This window comes from uncultured Halorubrum sp. (assembly GCF_937146585.1).
Lineage (GTDB): Archaea > Halobacteriota > Halobacteria > Halobacteriales > Haloferacaceae > Halorubrum > Halorubrum miltondacostae.
On the sequence record NZ_CAKZRO010000022.1, the window covers coordinates 11,862 to 27,786 of the forward strand.

At 73.3% G+C, this 15,925-nt stretch carries 12 protein-coding genes; 8 read left to right on the top strand and 4 right to left on the bottom strand.

Translation table 11 applies throughout. The features are described from left to right. Positions 1-10 precede the first annotated feature (10 nt). Positions 11-1,636 (bottom strand): DNA primase DnaG, encoded by a 1,626-nt coding sequence (dnaG, locus tag Q0116_RS01760; protein WP_297884932.1) that lies wholly within the window; start codon positions 1,634-1,636, stop codon positions 11-13. Positions 1,637-1,951: 315 nt separating this feature from the next. Here dnaG and Q0116_RS01765 point away from each other — a divergent pair, with 315 nt between their 5' ends. Beyond that, a complete protein-coding gene (locus Q0116_RS01765; protein ID WP_297884933.1) occupies positions 1,952-2,821 on the top strand; it encodes a YqcI/YcgG family protein in 870 nt (289 codons plus the stop codon). Continuing rightward, positions 2,814-3,371: a cysteine hydrolase family protein gene (locus tag Q0116_RS01770; RefSeq protein ID WP_297884935.1), complete on the top strand. Its 558-nt coding sequence runs from the start codon at positions 2,814-2,816 to the stop codon at positions 3,369-3,371. The genes Q0116_RS01765 and Q0116_RS01770 overlap by 8 nt, the downstream gene beginning before the upstream one ends. A 19-nt stretch (positions 3,372-3,390) precedes the next feature. Here Q0116_RS01770 and Q0116_RS01775 read toward each other — a convergent pair whose 3' ends face one another. Further along, on the bottom strand, positions 3,391-4,866 hold the full coding sequence (locus Q0116_RS01775; RefSeq protein ID WP_297884936.1) for an MATE family efflux transporter: 1,476 nt from the start codon (positions 4,864-4,866) through the stop codon (positions 3,391-3,393). A 222-nt stretch (positions 4,867-5,088) separates the two neighbouring features. Between Q0116_RS01775 and Q0116_RS01780 the strand changes: the two genes are divergently transcribed. After that, positions 5,089-6,513, top strand: a complete 1,425-nt coding sequence (locus Q0116_RS01780; RefSeq protein ID WP_297884937.1) for a HEAT repeat domain-containing protein — start codon at positions 5,089-5,091, stop codon at positions 6,511-6,513. A 109-nt stretch (positions 6,514-6,622) separates the two neighbouring features. Further along, positions 6,623-8,320 carry a phospholipase D-like domain-containing protein gene (locus Q0116_RS01785; RefSeq protein WP_297884938.1) on the top strand — a complete coding sequence of 566 codons (1,698 nt, stop codon included), beginning with the start codon at positions 6,623-6,625 and terminating at the stop codon, positions 8,318-8,320. 30 nt (positions 8,321-8,350) lie between these two features. Here Q0116_RS01785 and Q0116_RS01790 read toward each other — a convergent pair whose 3' ends face one another. Then, the gene (locus Q0116_RS01790; RefSeq protein WP_297884939.1) at positions 8,351-10,297 is read right to left on the bottom strand and encodes a DHH family phosphoesterase; all 1,947 of its coding nucleotides are present in this window, start codon (positions 10,295-10,297) and stop codon (positions 8,351-8,353) included. Between the two features lie 114 nt (positions 10,298-10,411). On the opposite strand from Q0116_RS01790, the gene Q0116_RS01795 reads away from it, so the two are divergent. The 4 genes from Q0116_RS01795 (at position 10,412) to Q0116_RS01810 (ending at position 13,203) form a co-directional block, all read left to right on the top strand. Further along, positions 10,412-10,927 (top strand): Mov34/MPN/PAD-1 family protein, encoded by a 516-nt coding sequence (locus Q0116_RS01795; RefSeq protein ID WP_297884940.1) that lies wholly within the window; start codon positions 10,412-10,414, stop codon positions 10,925-10,927. Then, complete coding sequence (locus tag Q0116_RS01800) at positions 10,924-11,376, top strand: adenylyltransferase/cytidyltransferase family protein (protein WP_297884941.1); 453 nt, start codon at positions 10,924-10,926, stop codon at positions 11,374-11,376. The genes Q0116_RS01795 and Q0116_RS01800 overlap by 4 nt, the downstream gene beginning before the upstream one ends. Positions 11,377-11,481: 105 nt before the next feature. Further along, on the top strand, positions 11,482-12,885 hold the full coding sequence (locus Q0116_RS01805) for a heme o synthase (protein WP_297884942.1): 1,404 nt from the start codon (positions 11,482-11,484) through the stop codon (positions 12,883-12,885). A 75-nt stretch (positions 12,886-12,960) separates the two neighbouring features. Next, positions 12,961-13,203 (top strand): SelT/SelW/SelH family protein, encoded by a 243-nt coding sequence (locus Q0116_RS01810; protein WP_297884943.1) that lies wholly within the window; start codon positions 12,961-12,963, stop codon positions 13,201-13,203. A gap of 260 nt (positions 13,204-13,463) precedes the next feature. On the opposite strand, the gene Q0116_RS01815 is transcribed toward Q0116_RS01810, so the two are convergent. Further along, positions 13,464-15,893: a cation-translocating P-type ATPase gene (locus Q0116_RS01815; RefSeq protein ID WP_297884944.1), complete on the bottom strand. Its 2,430-nt coding sequence runs from the start codon at positions 15,891-15,893 to the stop codon at positions 13,464-13,466. Positions 15,894-15,925: the final 32 nt, after the last annotated feature.

Genomic DNA, 15,925 nt, shown 5'->3' on the forward strand with positions numbered 1-15,925 from the left:
CGCCCGCCGCTCAGGCCCCGGCCCGCACGTCGGCGGCGGCGAGGACGCGCGTCCCGACCGGCCGCTTCACGAACTCGCCGAGGTCGCGACCGATCAGGTCGCCGACGCCGCGCTGCGCCGCCACGTCGAGGAGCCGCTGGTCGACGGTGCCGTCGACGACGACCGCCTGCGGCGCGGGGTCGGCGTCCTCGACCGCGTCGAACGCCTCGGCGGCGTCGACCTCGTCGAGGACGTCGAACTCGTCGCCGAGGAGCCGCGCGTGGCCGGTCTCGCCGTCGACGACCGCGCTGACGTGCGCCGCGAGCGACCGCGGCTCGTCGGATCTTTCCGCGATCCCGTCGGCACTTTGGTCGGTCTCGTCGGCGACCTCGCCGGAGTCGTCCGCGGTTTCGTCGCTTCCGCCGTCCTCCTGGTCGGTAGTCGGCCCTGCGGCCGATTCGCTGACCGGCTCCGCGTCGCGCTCGCCGTCCGGCGGCGAACCGCTCGCTTCGTCCGCTCGCGAGTCGCGCTCCGCGGCGACAGCATCCACGTCGACGCCGGCGTCGGATTCGACGCTCACCGTTTTCCCGGCGTCGTCGGGCGGCTGATCGCCGGCGTCGTCGGGTTCGTCCGCCGACTCCTCGGTCGCTGATTCCGCGGGTTCTGCCTCCGTCTCGGAGTCGGGCGACGCGGTCGACTCGAGCGACGCGCCGGCCGCTCCGCCCCCCGACGGGTCGTTCGGCAGCGCGCCGCCGTCGCCGACGCGCGCGACCGATCCGGGGCGGTCGTCGCCCGTCGGGTCCCCGTCGTCGGTCGACTCCTCGTCGTCGGCGGCCGCGCGGAGGTCCGACGCGTCCGCGAGGCTCGCGTACGGGACCTTTCCCCGGAGCGCCTCGAAGACGGCGTCGCGGTCGAGGTCCTCGACGGACTCGCCCGGGGGCGCGAACGCGACGTAGTCGACCTCGCCGACCTGCGCGAGCTCGCGGAGGATGAGCTCGCCGCCGCGGTCGCCGTCGAGGAACGCGGTGACCGTCCGGTCGGCGGTCAGGTCGGCGACCGCCTCGGGGACGTTCGTCCCCTCGACGGCGACGGCGTTCTTGATCCCGCAGTCGAGCAGCGTGAGCACGTCCGAGCGCCCCTCGACGACGATGACGGCGTCGGAGTCGCCCACCCGCGGCCCGGCCGGGAGCCCCCGGTAGTCGACGATGCCCTCGACGCGCGCGGCGTCGCGCACCTCGTCTAACACGTCGCTGCTCGCGAGGCTCGTCTCCTCGAAGCCGCCGGCGATCAGCTCCTTGGCGCGCTCGACGACCTCGCGGCGCTTGGCCGCCCGCACGTCCTCGATGCTCGTCACCTCCACGGAGGCGTGACAGGGGCCGATGCGGTCGATCGTCTCCAGCGCGGCCGCCAGGATCGCGGTCTCGACCTTGTCGAGGCTCGACGCGACGGTGACCTCGCCGAACGACTGGCCGTTCTCGGACTCGACCGAGACGTCGATCCGGCCGACCCGCGAGGACTCCTGGAGGTCCCGGAGGTCGAGCTCGTCCCCGAGCAGTCCCTCGGTCTGGCCGAACACCGCGCCCACGACGTCGCTCCGCTCGACGACGCCGTCGGCCGCGATGGTGGCGTGTATCAGGTATTTCTCTGTGTCTTTCATGAGTGGTGAATGGTGATATCGGGCGTGAGGGCCCGTCCGTGTAACGTTGCGCTCCTCGCGGAAAATAGCTATCGTCACGTCCGTCCGCGGTTCGCCGCCAAATTGCCGTCGCTCGCCTCGAAGGGGGCGGAGCGTCTCCGGGCCGGGGCCGTCGTCGCCTCGGTCCAGTGCGGTCCCGAACGACTCGGCCCCGTCTGCCGTCTCGTCGCAGCGGGCTCTCCACGGGCGACCGTCAACTCGGCCGCCGCCGGCGGCCCGTTCCCGCGGCGTCGAACGCGGCGAAAGTCAAAAGCCGGTCTACCCCCGATTACCGGTATGAACGAGCCCGGTACCGAGGGCGTGCTGTTGGACCAGGAGACGCTCCACGGTCGGCTCGACGACGCGTCGCCGTGGCTTCAGGAACACTACCGGACCTTCCGGGAGTCGATGCTCGGCGAGCGCGACGAGTCCCCGTTCCCCTGCTACTTCGGCATCGAGGTCGAGCGCGAGGGCGACATGCTGTACGCCGCCTGCGAGTCGACCACGGACCCGGCCGCGCTGTTGCGGCTGCGCGACGTCCTCTCGGAGTACCTCGACGCGTACCCGGACCACGCCGACCGCGCGCCGCTCGCGGTGTTCTTCAAGCCGCCCGCCGGCGACCGCGGCGAGGCGCACTATCACGAGCGGCTCTGGCACGTCCTGGAGTTCCTCCACGTCCACGACCCGGAGCCGTGGCCGGACGACATCCCGACCGACCCCGACACCCCGCGGTGGGAGTTCTGCTTCGGCGGGGAGGCGCTGTTCCCGACCTCGCGCGCCCCGTTCTACGACGACCGGAAGAGCCGGTACTCGCCGGTCGGCCTGGAGATCACGTTCCAGCCCCGCGCCGTCTTCGAGGGAATCACTGGCGACACCGAGGCGGGCGAGCGCGCCCGCGAGACGATTCGCGACCGGATGGGCGACTACGACGGGGTCTGCCCCCACGCCGACCTCGGCGACTGGGGCGCCGAGGGCGACCGCGAGTGGAAGCAGTACCTGTTCCGCGAGGACGACGACGCGAGCCCCGACGCCTGCCCGCTGGACCCGACGCGCGACCACCCGAAGGCCCCCGATGCGCTGCTCGAACCCGGTGCGTGGCGGCGGTTCGCGGACGGGGCGGACGCCGACGCGGAGGTCCCCGGCGCCGCGGGGCTCGGCGATGACTGACGCCGATGACGCGGTCCTCCTCCTCGTCGACTTCCAGACCGGCTTCGACGAGCCGGACTGGGGCGAGCGCAACAACCCCGACGCGGAGGCCGCCGCGGCCGCCCTCCTCGACCGCTGGCGCGAGGCCGACCGTCCCGTCGCGCACGTCCGCCACGCCTCGACGGAGCCCGGCTCCCCGCTCCGCCCGGACGCCCCCGGGTTCGCGTGGAAACCGGCGACCGCGCCGGTCGACGGCGAGCCGACGTTCGAGAAGTCGGTCAACGGCGCGTTCCTCGACTCCGGGCTCGACGAGTGGCTCCGCGAGGCGGGCCACGAGTCGCTCGTCGTCTGCGGGCTCACCACCGACCACTGCGTCTCGACTACCACGCGCGAGGCCGAGAACCGCGGTTACGACGTGCGCGTGGTCGCCGACGCGACCGCGGCGCACGCCCGCGAGGCCCCCGACGGCGAGCGGATCGGCCCCGAGACCTCCCACCGCGTCGCGCTCGCGCACCTGAACGGCGAGTTCGCGACGGTCGTCGAGAGCGAGGCCCTGCTCGCCGACCGCTGAGCGACCCGCTCTCCCGCGGTCAGTCGTCGCCCGCGACCTCGGCGGCCTCCGCGTTGCCGCCGTCGCCGCTCGCCCGGTCGGCCGCGTTCGCGAACATCCCGCGCCGCGTCGTGTACAGGAAGTACGCGCCGAGGCCGAGGAAGCCGACGACGTTGGAGGCGGCGACCGCCCAGAAGACGGCCTCGACCCCCCACCCGAGGCCGGGCGTCACCGTGACGCCGAACGCGCCGACCGTCGCCCCGACGGGGACGGCCGCGACCGCGATGGGGAACCGGACCGCCCAGTACTTGACCAGGTCGGCGACGAAGGAGGTCCGGGTGCGGGAGGCCCCGTTGAACCCGGCGAGGAGGGTGTACGTCCCGCCGAGCGCCCAGTAGGAGGCGGCGAGGACCCGGAGGTACGTCACCGCGAGCCCCCGCCCGGTCGCGGTGAGGTCCGGCGCGAGCAGGTCCGCGATCCCGCCGGCGAAGGCGAACTGGACCGCGCCGAGCGCGAGGAAGCCGACGACGATCATCCCGGTGCCGACCGTCGTCGTCCGGCGCGCGCGCGCCGGGGCGGCGGCGCCGAGGTTCTGTCCGATCATCGACTGCGCGGCCTGCTGGAGCCCGAGCGCCGGCACGATCGCGAGCGTCGCGACCCTGGCCCCGACCGTGTACGCCGCGACGCCCGCCGCGCCGCCGGCGATCGCGACGAGGCCGACGACGAGCACCCTGACGAGCTCGCTCACGCCGCGCTGGCCGCCGAGCGGGAGGCCGACCGAGACGACCTCGCGGAGGGTCGTCGCGTCGACCGCGAACGCCTCTCGCGTGAGCCGGAAGGTGTCGCGGCCGATCCCCGCGGCGTACCCGAGGATCCACAGGAGGCCGACGACGCTCGCGAGCGCGGTGCCGAGCGCGGCCCCGGCGACGCCGAACTCCGGGGCGGGGCCGACCCCGAAGATGAGCGTCGGGGCGGCGACGAGGTTGACGAGGACGCTGACGAGCGTCACGTGGAACACCGCGCGGGTGTCGCCGTACGCGGTGAAGCAGTTCTCGACCGTGTCGCCGACCGCGCCGACGGGCAGGACCGCGACCACGACGGCGAGGTAAGTGGCGGTCGTCCCGGCGAGCGCGGGGTCGGCGCCGAGCAGCCTCACCAGCCCCTCGGCGTAGCGGACCACGGGGAGCGCGACCGCCGCGGTGACGAGGAGCGCGACGAGCGCGCCGTTGACCGCGACGCGGCGCGCGCCGGACTCGTCCTCGTCGCCGGCCCGCTGGGAGACGAGGATCTGGGTGCCGACCGCGCCGATCACCACCGTCGCGCCGAGCAGCGACTGGATCGGGAGGCTGAGGCCGACGGCGGCGACCGCGTCCTCCCCGACCCGCCCGAGCCAGAACGTGTCGATCAGCGCGTTGGCGACGTACACGACGTTCTGCGCGACGAGCGGCGCGGCGAGGACGAGCAGCACTCGCCCGACCGGCCCGTCGGTGATCGCTTCGCGGTCGACGTCGAACATCTAATCGTTCCGGTATTGGAAGGTGATAATAAAAGTGTGCTGGTCGTGAACACGACCCCTGTTCCGTGGCGTCGACCGCGTCGGCGACGAATCGGACGCACCGTCTCGGCGGTCTCGGTCCCCGTTTTTCGACCCGTTCTCTTGGCGCCGCTCCTCTTCGCGCCGGCGGCGACGCCCGCGAAGGGAAACCTCTTAATGGACTACACACGGAGTTCGTGGTATATGAGCAACGGCGACGACGACCCGGCCGACGCCTCCGAGGAGGTCGACGCCGCGGACGACGGCGGGGACGCCGGCGAGTCGGCGGAGACGGCCGCCCCGACGCTCCCCGACGACGCGACCGAGGAGTCCCTGACCGAGTACCTAGACGAGATCGCCGACCGCCTCGAGGCCGCCGAGACGGAGGCCGACCTCGACGACGTCGAGGCCCTCTTAGACGACGCGGAGACCGGCATCGCGGAGGCGGACCTCCCCGAGCCGGACGAGGACGACGAGGACGCCGACGACCCCCGCGGCGACCTCGAAGACCGCGTGGCGGAGCTCCGCGACGGCGTCGCGGACGCCCGCGGCCCCTACGGCGAGGACGTCGTCGACGCGATCGAGACCGCCGCCGAGACGGTCGGAGACACCGAGTGGACCGCCGCCGGCCACGAGGACGTCGCGACCGCCGCGGAGTCGTTCGTCGACGCGGCCGCCGACGCGATCGACGACGCGCTGGACGCGGCCGACGAGGACCCCGAGGCCCTCCTCGACGACGCGCCCGACGAGGGGGACGCCGCCGCGCCCCCGGTCGACCAGATCGTCGCCGCCCTCGACGCCGTCGCCGCCGCGGTCGCGGACGCCGACCTCGACGCGGACGACGACGCGGACGACATCGCGGCGCTGTTGACGGCGACCGACGACCTCGAGGCCGGCCTCGACGACGCCGAGGAGTGGGACGACTTGGAGACCCACGAGCAGCTCCGCGCGCAGGGGTACTACGACGTGCTCGGCCACTACAAGGACTTCCCCGTCGAGTGGGCCGCGCTGAAGGAGCACGAGGCCCGGGGCAACGTCGACATGATCCTCCTCGCGCTCGACTCGCTGCAGTCCGACTTCATGGAGCGCCACTGCCTGGAGGCGTTCGAGCGGATGGGCAAGCGCGGCAAGACCGATGCGTCGGTCGAGGAGATCCTCGGCCGCGCCGAGAAGCGCGACCAGCCCGCGATCCGGATCCTCGGGAAGATGGCGGCCGAGGAGGCGACCGACACCCTCGTCGAGTACGTCCCCGAGGACTCGAACCCGCAGCTCCAGAAGGTCGTGTTCAAGTCGCTCGGCGAGATCGGCGCGGCCGAGGCGGTCCAGCCGCTCGCCGACCGGCTCGACCCCGACGGCGACGACGACGAGCTCGTCCGCCCCCACGCCGCCCGCGCGCTCGGCCTGATCGGCGACACCCGCGCCGTCGACCCGCTCGCCGACGCGCTCGAGGCGCACCCGTCCGACGACGTCCGCGCGGCCGCCGGCTGGGCGCTCCGCCAGATCGGCACCCGCGAGGCGCTCGAGGCGGTCGCCGAGTACGCCGACGAGCACTCCTTCGTCGTCTCGACCGAGGGCGAGAAGGCGCGGGAGGCGCTCGACGACGGCGCGGAGCCCGCGCCGACGGCCTGAAACGGTCGAACCGCCGCGCTTCGACACCTCGACATCTCGATACCTCGACTTCTCGATACCTCTTTCCGTACCGCGAACCCTTTTGCCCGATACCGGCGCCACGCTCGCCGTGTCACCGACTCGCCCGAGCCGCCGGTCCCGCGTCGCCGCGGTCGCCCTCCTCCTCGCCGCGACGAGCGTCGCCTGCGCTCTCCCGGCGGCGGCCGCACCGGTCGACGGGGTCGGGTCGGGGCCGGCCAACGGCTCCGCCGCCCCCGAGCCGCGGATCGTCGAGCTGTACCCGAACCCGACGACCCCCGAGAACCGCGGCGAGTACCTCGTCGTCGCGCTGCCGGAGCGCGGCAACTGGTCGCTCTCCGACGGCTACTACGACGCCGACCTCCCGGCGAACGCGAGCGGGACCGTGGCGCTGTCGATGGCGCCGAACCGGACCGCGGCGATCCGCGGCGAGTCCGCGCGGCCCTCGCGGAGCGCGGAGGACGGCTCGACCGACGCGACCGAGATACGGCGGTTGACCGACCACTTCCCGCTGTCCGCCTCCGGCGATCGGATCGAACTCCGTCGGAACGGGAGCCCGGTCGACGTCGTCGCCTACGACCGCGCCCGCGAGGGGTACCGCTGGCGCGCCTCGTGGGGCGAGTGGCGGCCGCGCGGCTACGAGCCGCGCTCGCCGCGTCGGACCGCGGGCGCGAACGTGACGCCGTTCGTCCTCCCCGACAGCCCCGGCCTCCCGGTCGAACCGCTCCGCGACGCGGACGACCGCCTGTTCGTCGCGGGCTACACGCTGACCTCGGAGCGGGTGGCTGACGCGCTCGTCGCGGCCGCCGACCGCGGGGTTCGCGTCCGCGTCCTGCTGGAGGGGTCGCCGGTCGGCGGCTTCTCGGCGCGGAGCGCGCGGCTGCTCGACCGGCTGACGGCCGCCGGCGTCGCGGTCCGGATCCTCGACGGCGAGGTCGAGCGCTTCCGGTTCCACCACCCGAAGTACGCGGTCGCGGACGACCGCGCCGTCGTCCTCACGGAGAACTGGAAGCCCTCCGGCACGGGCGGGCGGAGCAACCGAGGGTGGGGCGTCGTCGCGGAGCCGTCCGCCCGCGCCGGGGCGACCGACGGGACCGTCGCGGACGACCTGGCGGCGCTGTTCGCCGCCGACTTCGCCGCCCGCGACGCGCGCTCGTGGCGCGCCTTCCGCGCCGACACGGAGTTCCACGAGGGCGGCCGCGCGAACGGCTCGTACCCGGCGCGGTTCGACGCGCCGCCGGAGCCGACGGCGGCGGACGTCACCGTGCTCACCGCCCCGGGGAACGCCGCCGACCGGATCGTCGCGCGGATCGACGCCGCCGACGAGCGGGTCCTCGCGGTCGCCCCGCGGGTTGGCGGTCCCGACGACCGGATCGTCCGCGCGCTCCGGCGCGCGGCCCAGCGCGGGGTCGACGTCCACCTGCTGCTCTCGGACGCGTGGTACGACCGGGAGGCGAACCGCAACCTCTCGGAACGGCTCTCGGACGAGCCGATCGCGGTCGACCTCGCCGAGCCGCGCGGGCGGTTCGAAACGGTCCACGCGAAGGGGCTCGTCGTCGACGACGCGGCGGTCGTCGGCAGCCTCAACTGGAACCCGAGCGCGGAGACGCGCAACCGGGAGGTGCTGCTCGCGGTCGAGGACGAGTCCGTGGCGGAGTTCTACGCCCGCGCCTACGCCGCCGACTGGCGCGGCGGCGGCGTCTTCCTCCCGGTCACGTTCGTCGGCGGGTTCGGGGTCGCGCTCGCGGGAGCCGTCGCCGTCGCTCGGCGCGAGGTCGCGTTCGGCTAAAAACCGCCGCCGCGTCCGACTGCCGCCGTCTCAGTCGTCGAGCGCGATCGTCGACGAGAGCGCCTCGTCGATCTCCGCGCTCGCCATCTTCTCGACGAGCGCCTCGATAACCTCGCCGCGGCGGCCCTTCACGAACTTGATCGAGCCGACGACGAGGTGACCGCCGCCGGAGACGCCGGCCTCGGGCAGCTCCTCGTTCAGCTCGGTCACCATGTTCGGGATGTCGAGCCGGACCCCGTCCGAGCGGAGGACGCAGAAGTCGGGGCCGTAGCCGATGGTGATCACGGGGTCGCCGGTCTCCTTCACCCGCGCGTCGTGGAGTTCGCCGGTGGTCTTCCCCGGCGCGGGGTAGGTGAAGCGGTGGGCGTACTCGTCTAAGTCGATCCGGTAGAGGTGCGCGCCGGAGGCGAGCCGCTCGTGGTCGACGTGGTCGTCGACGGCGTCGAGCTGGCGCTCCACGTCGCGCTCGGCGCGCTCGGAGAGGAACTCGACGAGCTCCTCGTGGCGGGACTCGTCGTCGCAGCCGACGTTGAGCGCGTCGTTGACGAGGGTCTTGCCCTCGGAGTAGCGGAGCCAGTGCGCGGCGTAGTCGAGCGCCTCCCCGATGTCGAGGAGGTCGGACTCGTCGTACCCGGCGTCCTCGGCGAGCGCGACGTAGTCGTCCATCGCCTCCGCCTTCGAGCGGTCGGAGAGCCCGGCGACGGCCGGGACGTGTTCGAGCTCCTCGGTGAGCGAGGGGTCGACGAGGCGGGCGAGCTCGACGCACATCATCCCCGTGGTGACCCGGTAGTCCTCGCCGTGGAGGTACGGGTTCACGTGGGCGTCGAGCAGCGGGTCGACCGCCTCGGGGTCGGGGTGGTGGTGGTCGACGGCCGCGATGGGGATGTCGTAGTGCGCGAGGTTCTCGTAGGCCGGCACGTCCTCCTCGGTCGACCCGTTGTCGAGCATGAGGAGGAAGGGGAGCTTCTGCCCGTGGCGGGCGCGGCCCTCCAAGGCGAAGTTGAGGTCGCGGGTGACGTCCTCCATCTCGTAGTACGGGGCCTTGCTCGGGAGGCGCTTGAACAGGTGCCGGGACGCGTCGGGGTCCTCGTGGACCGCCTCGACGAAGTTCTCGACGGCGAGCTGGACCGGGATCGCGGCGCACATCCCGTCGCCGTCGGCGTGGTGGCGGACGCGGATCGGACGGCCGGCGAGGACGGTCCGCCGGATCAGCCGCGCGAGGTCGCGGAGGTCCTCGTGGATCGGCTCGAACGCCTCCCACTCGACGAGCGGGTCGACGTCGGCCGGCTCCGCGCGCTCGTCGAGCGCGGCCTCGAACCGCTCGCGCGCCTCGGCGGCGCGCTCGTCGGGCAGTCGCTTCAGCGAGTCGACCTCGAGCTGGAGCGCGTTCTCGCGGCTCTCGATCGTGCCCGAGACGTGGATCATGTCGCCGACCTCGACCTCGGGGTACGCCCGGACGCCGGCGGACTCGAAGGCGGCACAGGAGACGACGCCGGAGGCGTCCGCGACGGCGAAGATGGTGGGGCCGCCGGTCTGTTTCGCCTGGACGACCTCGCCCTCGACGGTCACCTCGTCGCCCGGGGCGAGGCCGCGGACCCGCGACACCGTCGGCTCGTGCGCGACGGTCTCGGTGCGGTAGTCGTCGGGGTCGACGTCGTCGAACGCGACGTCGCCGTTCTCCTTCACCTCGGTGAGCCGGACGATCAGTCGGTCGCCGACCGCGTAGTCGTCGTCGAGGTTCGACTCGTGGACTAGCCCGCTCACGGCGTCCGAGAGGTCGACGAACACGCCGTAGTCGACGACGCCGTTGACCTCGGCGTGGTACAGCTCGTCGACCGCGGCGTCTCCGAGGGTACAGTCCGGCGCCAGATCGTAGACGACCGGGCGGCCGTCGGTCGCCCCCTCGGCCCCGTCGGCGTCGGGTTCGGGGCTCGAATCGCCCCGCGTGCCGGAATCCCCGGCGGTGTTTTCGCTCATAGACAGTTCTCGGGAACGGCCGATGTTAAGCCTGTTCTCTCGGGGCTCGACGGGGAGACGCCCCGCGTCGCGCGGTCCGGAACCCCTATGAGGCGACGGCGACTTGTCTCGTTCATGCGACTGTTCCGCTCGGACGAGCTCCTCGGTATCGCCCGAGAGACCCTCGATTTCGTCCTCGAGGCGAGCGAGGAGACGCACCCCAACGAGTACATGGGGTTCCTCCGCGCGGACGACGCCCGGAAGCTCGACCTCGACCGGGACGGGCAGGTGATCACCGACGTCTTGGTCATCCCCGGGACGGAGTCGAGCCCGACGAGCGCCAGCGTCCGGACCCACATGAAGCCGAACGACATGCGCGCGGTCGGGTCGGTCCACTCCCACCCGAACGGCGCGCTGCGGCCGAGCGACGCCGACCTCGCGACGTTCGGGCAGGGGAAGGTCCACATCATCGCGGGCGCCCCCTACGGCTGGGGCGACTGGAAGGCGTTCGACAACGAGGGGCGACAGACCACCCTCGACGTCCTCGACGTGGAGGTGCCCGACGAGCACTTCTTCGATTTCACCCAGGAGGACATCGACCGAGAGCTCGACGAGCGCGACCGCGGCGGCTTCCTCTCGTGGTTCCGATGACGCGGGTCGTCGCGCAGGGGACGTTCGACCTGCTCCACCCCGGTCACGTCCACTACCTGGAGGACGCCGCGGCCCACGGCGACGAGCTCCACGCCATCGTCGCCCGCCGCACCAACGTCACGCACAAGCCCGCGCCGGTGCTCTGCGCCCGCCAGCGACGCGACATGGTCGCGGCGCTCGACGCGGTCGACGAGGCGCACCTCGGCGACCCGGCGGACGTGTTCGTCCCCATCGAGCGCCTCGACCCGGACGTGATCGTGTTAGGGTTCGACCAGCACCACGACGAGGCCGACATCGCCGACGCGCTCGCGGACCGCGGCATCGACTGCCGGGTCGAGCGCGCGTCCGGCCGCGAGCCGAAGTACGAGGACGAACTGCTCTCCAGCGGCGACATCGTCGACCGGATCCTCCGAGAGCGCGGCGGCGACGCGGACGCGACCCGGGACTGACCGCCCCCGCCCGGCGACCGCTCGGGCTCGCGTCTTCCCCCCGCGCTCGCCCCCGTTTTGTCGAAGCGCGGAACATATATGGGTCCGATTCGTAATCCACGCCACGTGACGCTCCCAGACAGATTCCCCGCGGTGTTGGCCGCGGCCGCGATGGGCGTGTACCTCCTCGTCGTCGTCGGCGCGACCACCTCCCTCACGGAGGCGGCGTCGGCGTGCGGCGGGTGGCCCGCCTGCGGCGCCGGCGCGGCCCTCCCGACGGCGACCGAGGGGTGGATCGCCCTCGGCCACCGCGCCCTCGCGGTCGTCGTCGGCCTCCTCGTCGCCCTCTCCGCCGCGCTCGCGTGGCGCGACGGCGCCGACCGCCGGGTCCGAGTCGCGCTCGCCGCCGCGCTCGTCGTCTATCCGGCGCAGGCCGGCGTCGGCGCGCTCGTCGCGCTCGGCGACCTGCCGGCCGCGCTCGGCTCCGCGCACCTCCTCCTCGGCATCGGGATCTTCGGCGCCGTCCTCGCGGCGCTCGCCTGGTGGCTGGAGGCGGAGACCGGCGACCCGGACGACGCGCCCGACGAGTTCGAGCCCGGGACCGACGACCTGCCGCCGGTCGAGGAGGCCCCCGACCCGGAGATCCCGTCCGCGACGCTCCCGCGGCTGAAGGCGACCGCGGCCGCGTACTTCCGGCTGATGAAGCCGCGCCTGATGTGGCTGCTCTGCCTCGTCGCCGCCGCCGCGATGGCGCTGGCGGGCGGCGTCGGTTTCACGCCGCCCGTCGTGGCGGCGACGCTCGCCGGCGGCGCCCTCTCGATCGGCGCGTCCGGGACGTTCAACCACGTCCTCGAGCGCGACGTCGACAAGCGGATGCAACGCACCAGCGACCGGCCGCTCGCGACGGACCTCGTCCCGGTCTCCCACGCCCTCGCGTTCGGCGGCCTGCTGACGGTCGTCTCGCTCGGGCTGTTCTGGACGGTGAACGCGCTGACGGCCGCCCTCGGCCTCGTCGCGATCCTGTTCTACAGCGTCGTCTACACGCTCGTCCTCAAGCCGAACACGGTCCAGAACACCGTCATCGGCGGCGCGGCCGGCGCGCTCCCCGCGCTCATCGGGTGGGCCGCGGTCACCGGCGAGGTCGGCGGCGGCGGGCTGCTGCTCGCCGCGGTCATCTTCCTGTGGACGCCCGCGCACTTCTACAACCTCGCGCTGGCGTACAAGGACGACTACGAGCGCGGCGGCTTCCCGATGATGCCCGTCGTCCGCGGGGAGACCGCGACGCGCCGGCACATCCTCTGGTACCTCGGCGCGACGCTGATCGCCGCGGTCGCGCTCGCCGCGGCCGCCGACCCGCTCGGCGTCCTGTACGCGGTCGTCGGCGTCGGGGTCGGCGGGCTCTTCCTCTGGATGGTCGTCCGGCTCCACTACGAGCAGACCGAGGGGGCCGCGTTCCGCGCGTTCCACGCCTCGAACGCCTACCTCGGCCTGCTCCTCTTCGCCGTCGTCTTCGACGCGCTGGTCGTCTGACCGCGGCGCTCGCCCGTCGGATCGGACGGGTCGCCGACCCGCCATTTTAATCCGGTCCGCCGCGTACCGCGGCCCATGACACGAGTCGAAGTCGAGTACTGCGTCCCGTGCGGCATGTTGAACCGCGCTCGAGACGTCTCCGAGGCGATCCTCAAGCAGTTCGGCGAGGCCGTCGACGAGGTCGCGCTGGTGACCGGCGACGACGGCGTCTTCGTCGTCCGCGCCGACGACGAGGTCGTCTTCGACAAGACCGAAGACGAGTACGACGTCGACGCCATCGTCCGCGCGGTCAAGCCGCACGTCGGCGCGACGGCGTAACTCCCCTCACCGGACTGCGGGCCCGTCGGTTCCCCTCCCCGAGCGACGGCTATCCACGTTACCACGCCGCAAGCTAATTATTTCTCACCGACAATCGCTCCGACGATGGCCGACTCGTCGGAACGGACGCGGACCGAGACCGCCGCTCCCGCCGAGCGACGGCGGGGAGACGAGCGGCAGCGGTTCCGGAAGCGGCGACGGTTCTAGGGGCGGCGACGGTTCCGCGGGCGGCGAGGGGTGACGCTCCGCCGCGCGCCGGCTCAGTCGGGGTCGAACACCGCCCGCGCGGAGTTCGTCACCACGAGGATGCTGCTCGACGCCATCGCGAGCGCGGCCAACAGCGGGTTGAGGACACCGGACAGCGCCAGCGGGATCGCGACCGCGTTGTAGACGAACGCCCAGCCGAGGTTCTGTTTCAGCCGCCGGTTCGTCCCACGCGTGACGGCGAACAGCTCGGGGACCGCCGAGAGCCGGTCCTCTAAGAGGACGGCGTCGGCCGCGTCCGCGGCGAGGTCCGTCCCCGAGGCGATCGAGACGCCGAGGTCGGCCGCGGCGAGCGCCGGCGCGTCGTTGCTCCCGTCGCCGACCATCGCGACCGAGCTGTCGGCCCCGAGCCGCCTGACCGTCTCGGCTTTGGCCTCCGGGGGAACCTCGGCGAACACCTCGTCGATCGCGGGGTGGTCCGCGAACCGCCTCGCGGCCGCGGGCGCGTCGCCGGTGAGCACGACCACGCGGCGGCCGTCCGCGTCGAGGTCGGCGACCACGTCCTCCCACCCGTCGCGGACCTCGTCGCCGACGGCGAGGACGCCGCGCACGCGCCCGCCCCAGCCGACGTAGACGGGGACGTTCCCGCGGTCGTGGGCGGCGGTCCCCGCCTCGCGCAGCCGGTCCGAGGCCGGCCAGCCGCGCTCGTCGAACAGGTCCGGGTGGCCGACGACCACCTCGTCGCCGTCGACGCGGCCGGCGACCCCGCGGTCGAAGACGTCCACGTCGGTCGCGGCCGCGTCGCCGAGCGCGTCGACTCCGGCGAGTCCGCCCTCCGGCGAGTCCGCCGCGGTCGCGCCGCCGTCGGCCGCCGGTCGCCCGTCGGTCGAGTCGTCCTCCTCGCCCAACACCCCCGCGACGATCGCCTCCGCGACCGGGTGGACCGAGGCGCGCTCGACGGCGGCCGCGCGCTCCCGGACGCGCTCGACCGGGGTGTCAGACTCGGCGGTCGCGTCGAGCAGCCGCATCTCGCCGTCGGTGAGCGTCCCGGTCTTGTCGAGGACGACGGTGTCGATGTCGGCGGCCGCCTCGAACACCGCGTCGGAGACGACGACGATGCCGCGCTCGGCGGCGTCGCGGATCCCGGCGGCGACCGCGAGCGGCGTCGCCAGCCCGAGCGCGCACGGACAGGAGACGATCAGCACCGTCAGCCCGACGAGCGCGGCGTCCACCGGGGCCGACCCGAGCGCCAGGGTCGCGGTCGCCCCGATGGCCGCGACCACGACGACGAGGGGGACGAACACGGTCGCCAGCCGGTCGACGAGCCGTTGGATCCCCGACCGGGAGCTCTGTATCTCCCACAGGAGGCGGACGAGCGTGTCGAGGGTGTTCGCCGCGTCCTCGCCGACCTCGACGACGACGGGCGAGTCGGTGACGACGGTCCCCCCGCGGACCGCGTCCCCCTCGCGCTTCGTGGCCGGCAGCGACTCGCCGGTGACGAGCGCCTCGTCGACCGCGGCGGTCCCCTCGGCGACGGCCCCGTCGAAGGGCACGCGCTCGCCGGGCCGGACGAGGAGGCGGTCGCCGGGGGCCACCTCGTCGGCCGCGACGGTCTCGCCCGCCTCCGTCCGGACGGTGCGGTCCTCGGTCGTCGTCAGGTCGGCGAGCATCCCGGTCGCCCGCCGCTTGATGATCGACTCGTAGTGGTTGCCGGCGGTAACGACCAAGATGACGGCGATGGTCACGTCGAAGTAGAGGTCGGTCCGGCCGACGAACAGCGCGAGCGTGCTGTACGCGTACGAGCTCGTCGCCGCGAGCGACACGAGGAGGTCCATGTTCGGCTGTCGCGCCCGGAGGCTCACGTACGCGCCCCGCAGGATCGGATACCCGGTATAGAACAGCACGATCGAAGAGAACAGCCAGATCTGCGCGAAGAGGTATGTCCCCGAGACGCCGCCGAGGTCGAGGATCGGCTCGTAGCCGAAGTAGGTCGGGTACAGGAAGACGACGTACCACAGCATCGCCATCATCCCGAAGAAGCCGCCGCCGATCAGGAACCGGACGACCGCGTCGTCGTCGTCCGTCTCCGGGTCCGCGCGGTCGCTCGCCGAGTAGCCCGCGACGGAGAGCCGGTCGGGCAGCTCGTCCGGGCTCACGGCGTCGGGGTCGTAGTCGACCCGGATGGTGTCCGTTGCGTAGCTCGCCTCGGCGGCCGCGACCCCCTCCTGGTCGCCGGCCGTCATCTCGAGGAACGACTCGCAGGTCGCGCAGTGCATCCCGTCGACGTGGAGGAACGTCGTCTCGCCGTCGAACTCGTCGGCGGGGGTCGCGTCCGGCCGCCGCTCGTCGAGGTCGTCGAGGTCCTCCACGTCGTCGAGCGAGCGCGCGACCGTCAGGCACCCGCGGCAGCAGAACTCGCCGTCGACGTCGGGCGCGGTGTGCGGGTCGTCCCCCGTCGGGAGGTCACAGAGCGTACAGCCTGTCATTGGTGGTCCGTTCGCGGTCGCGTGGGCGGCCC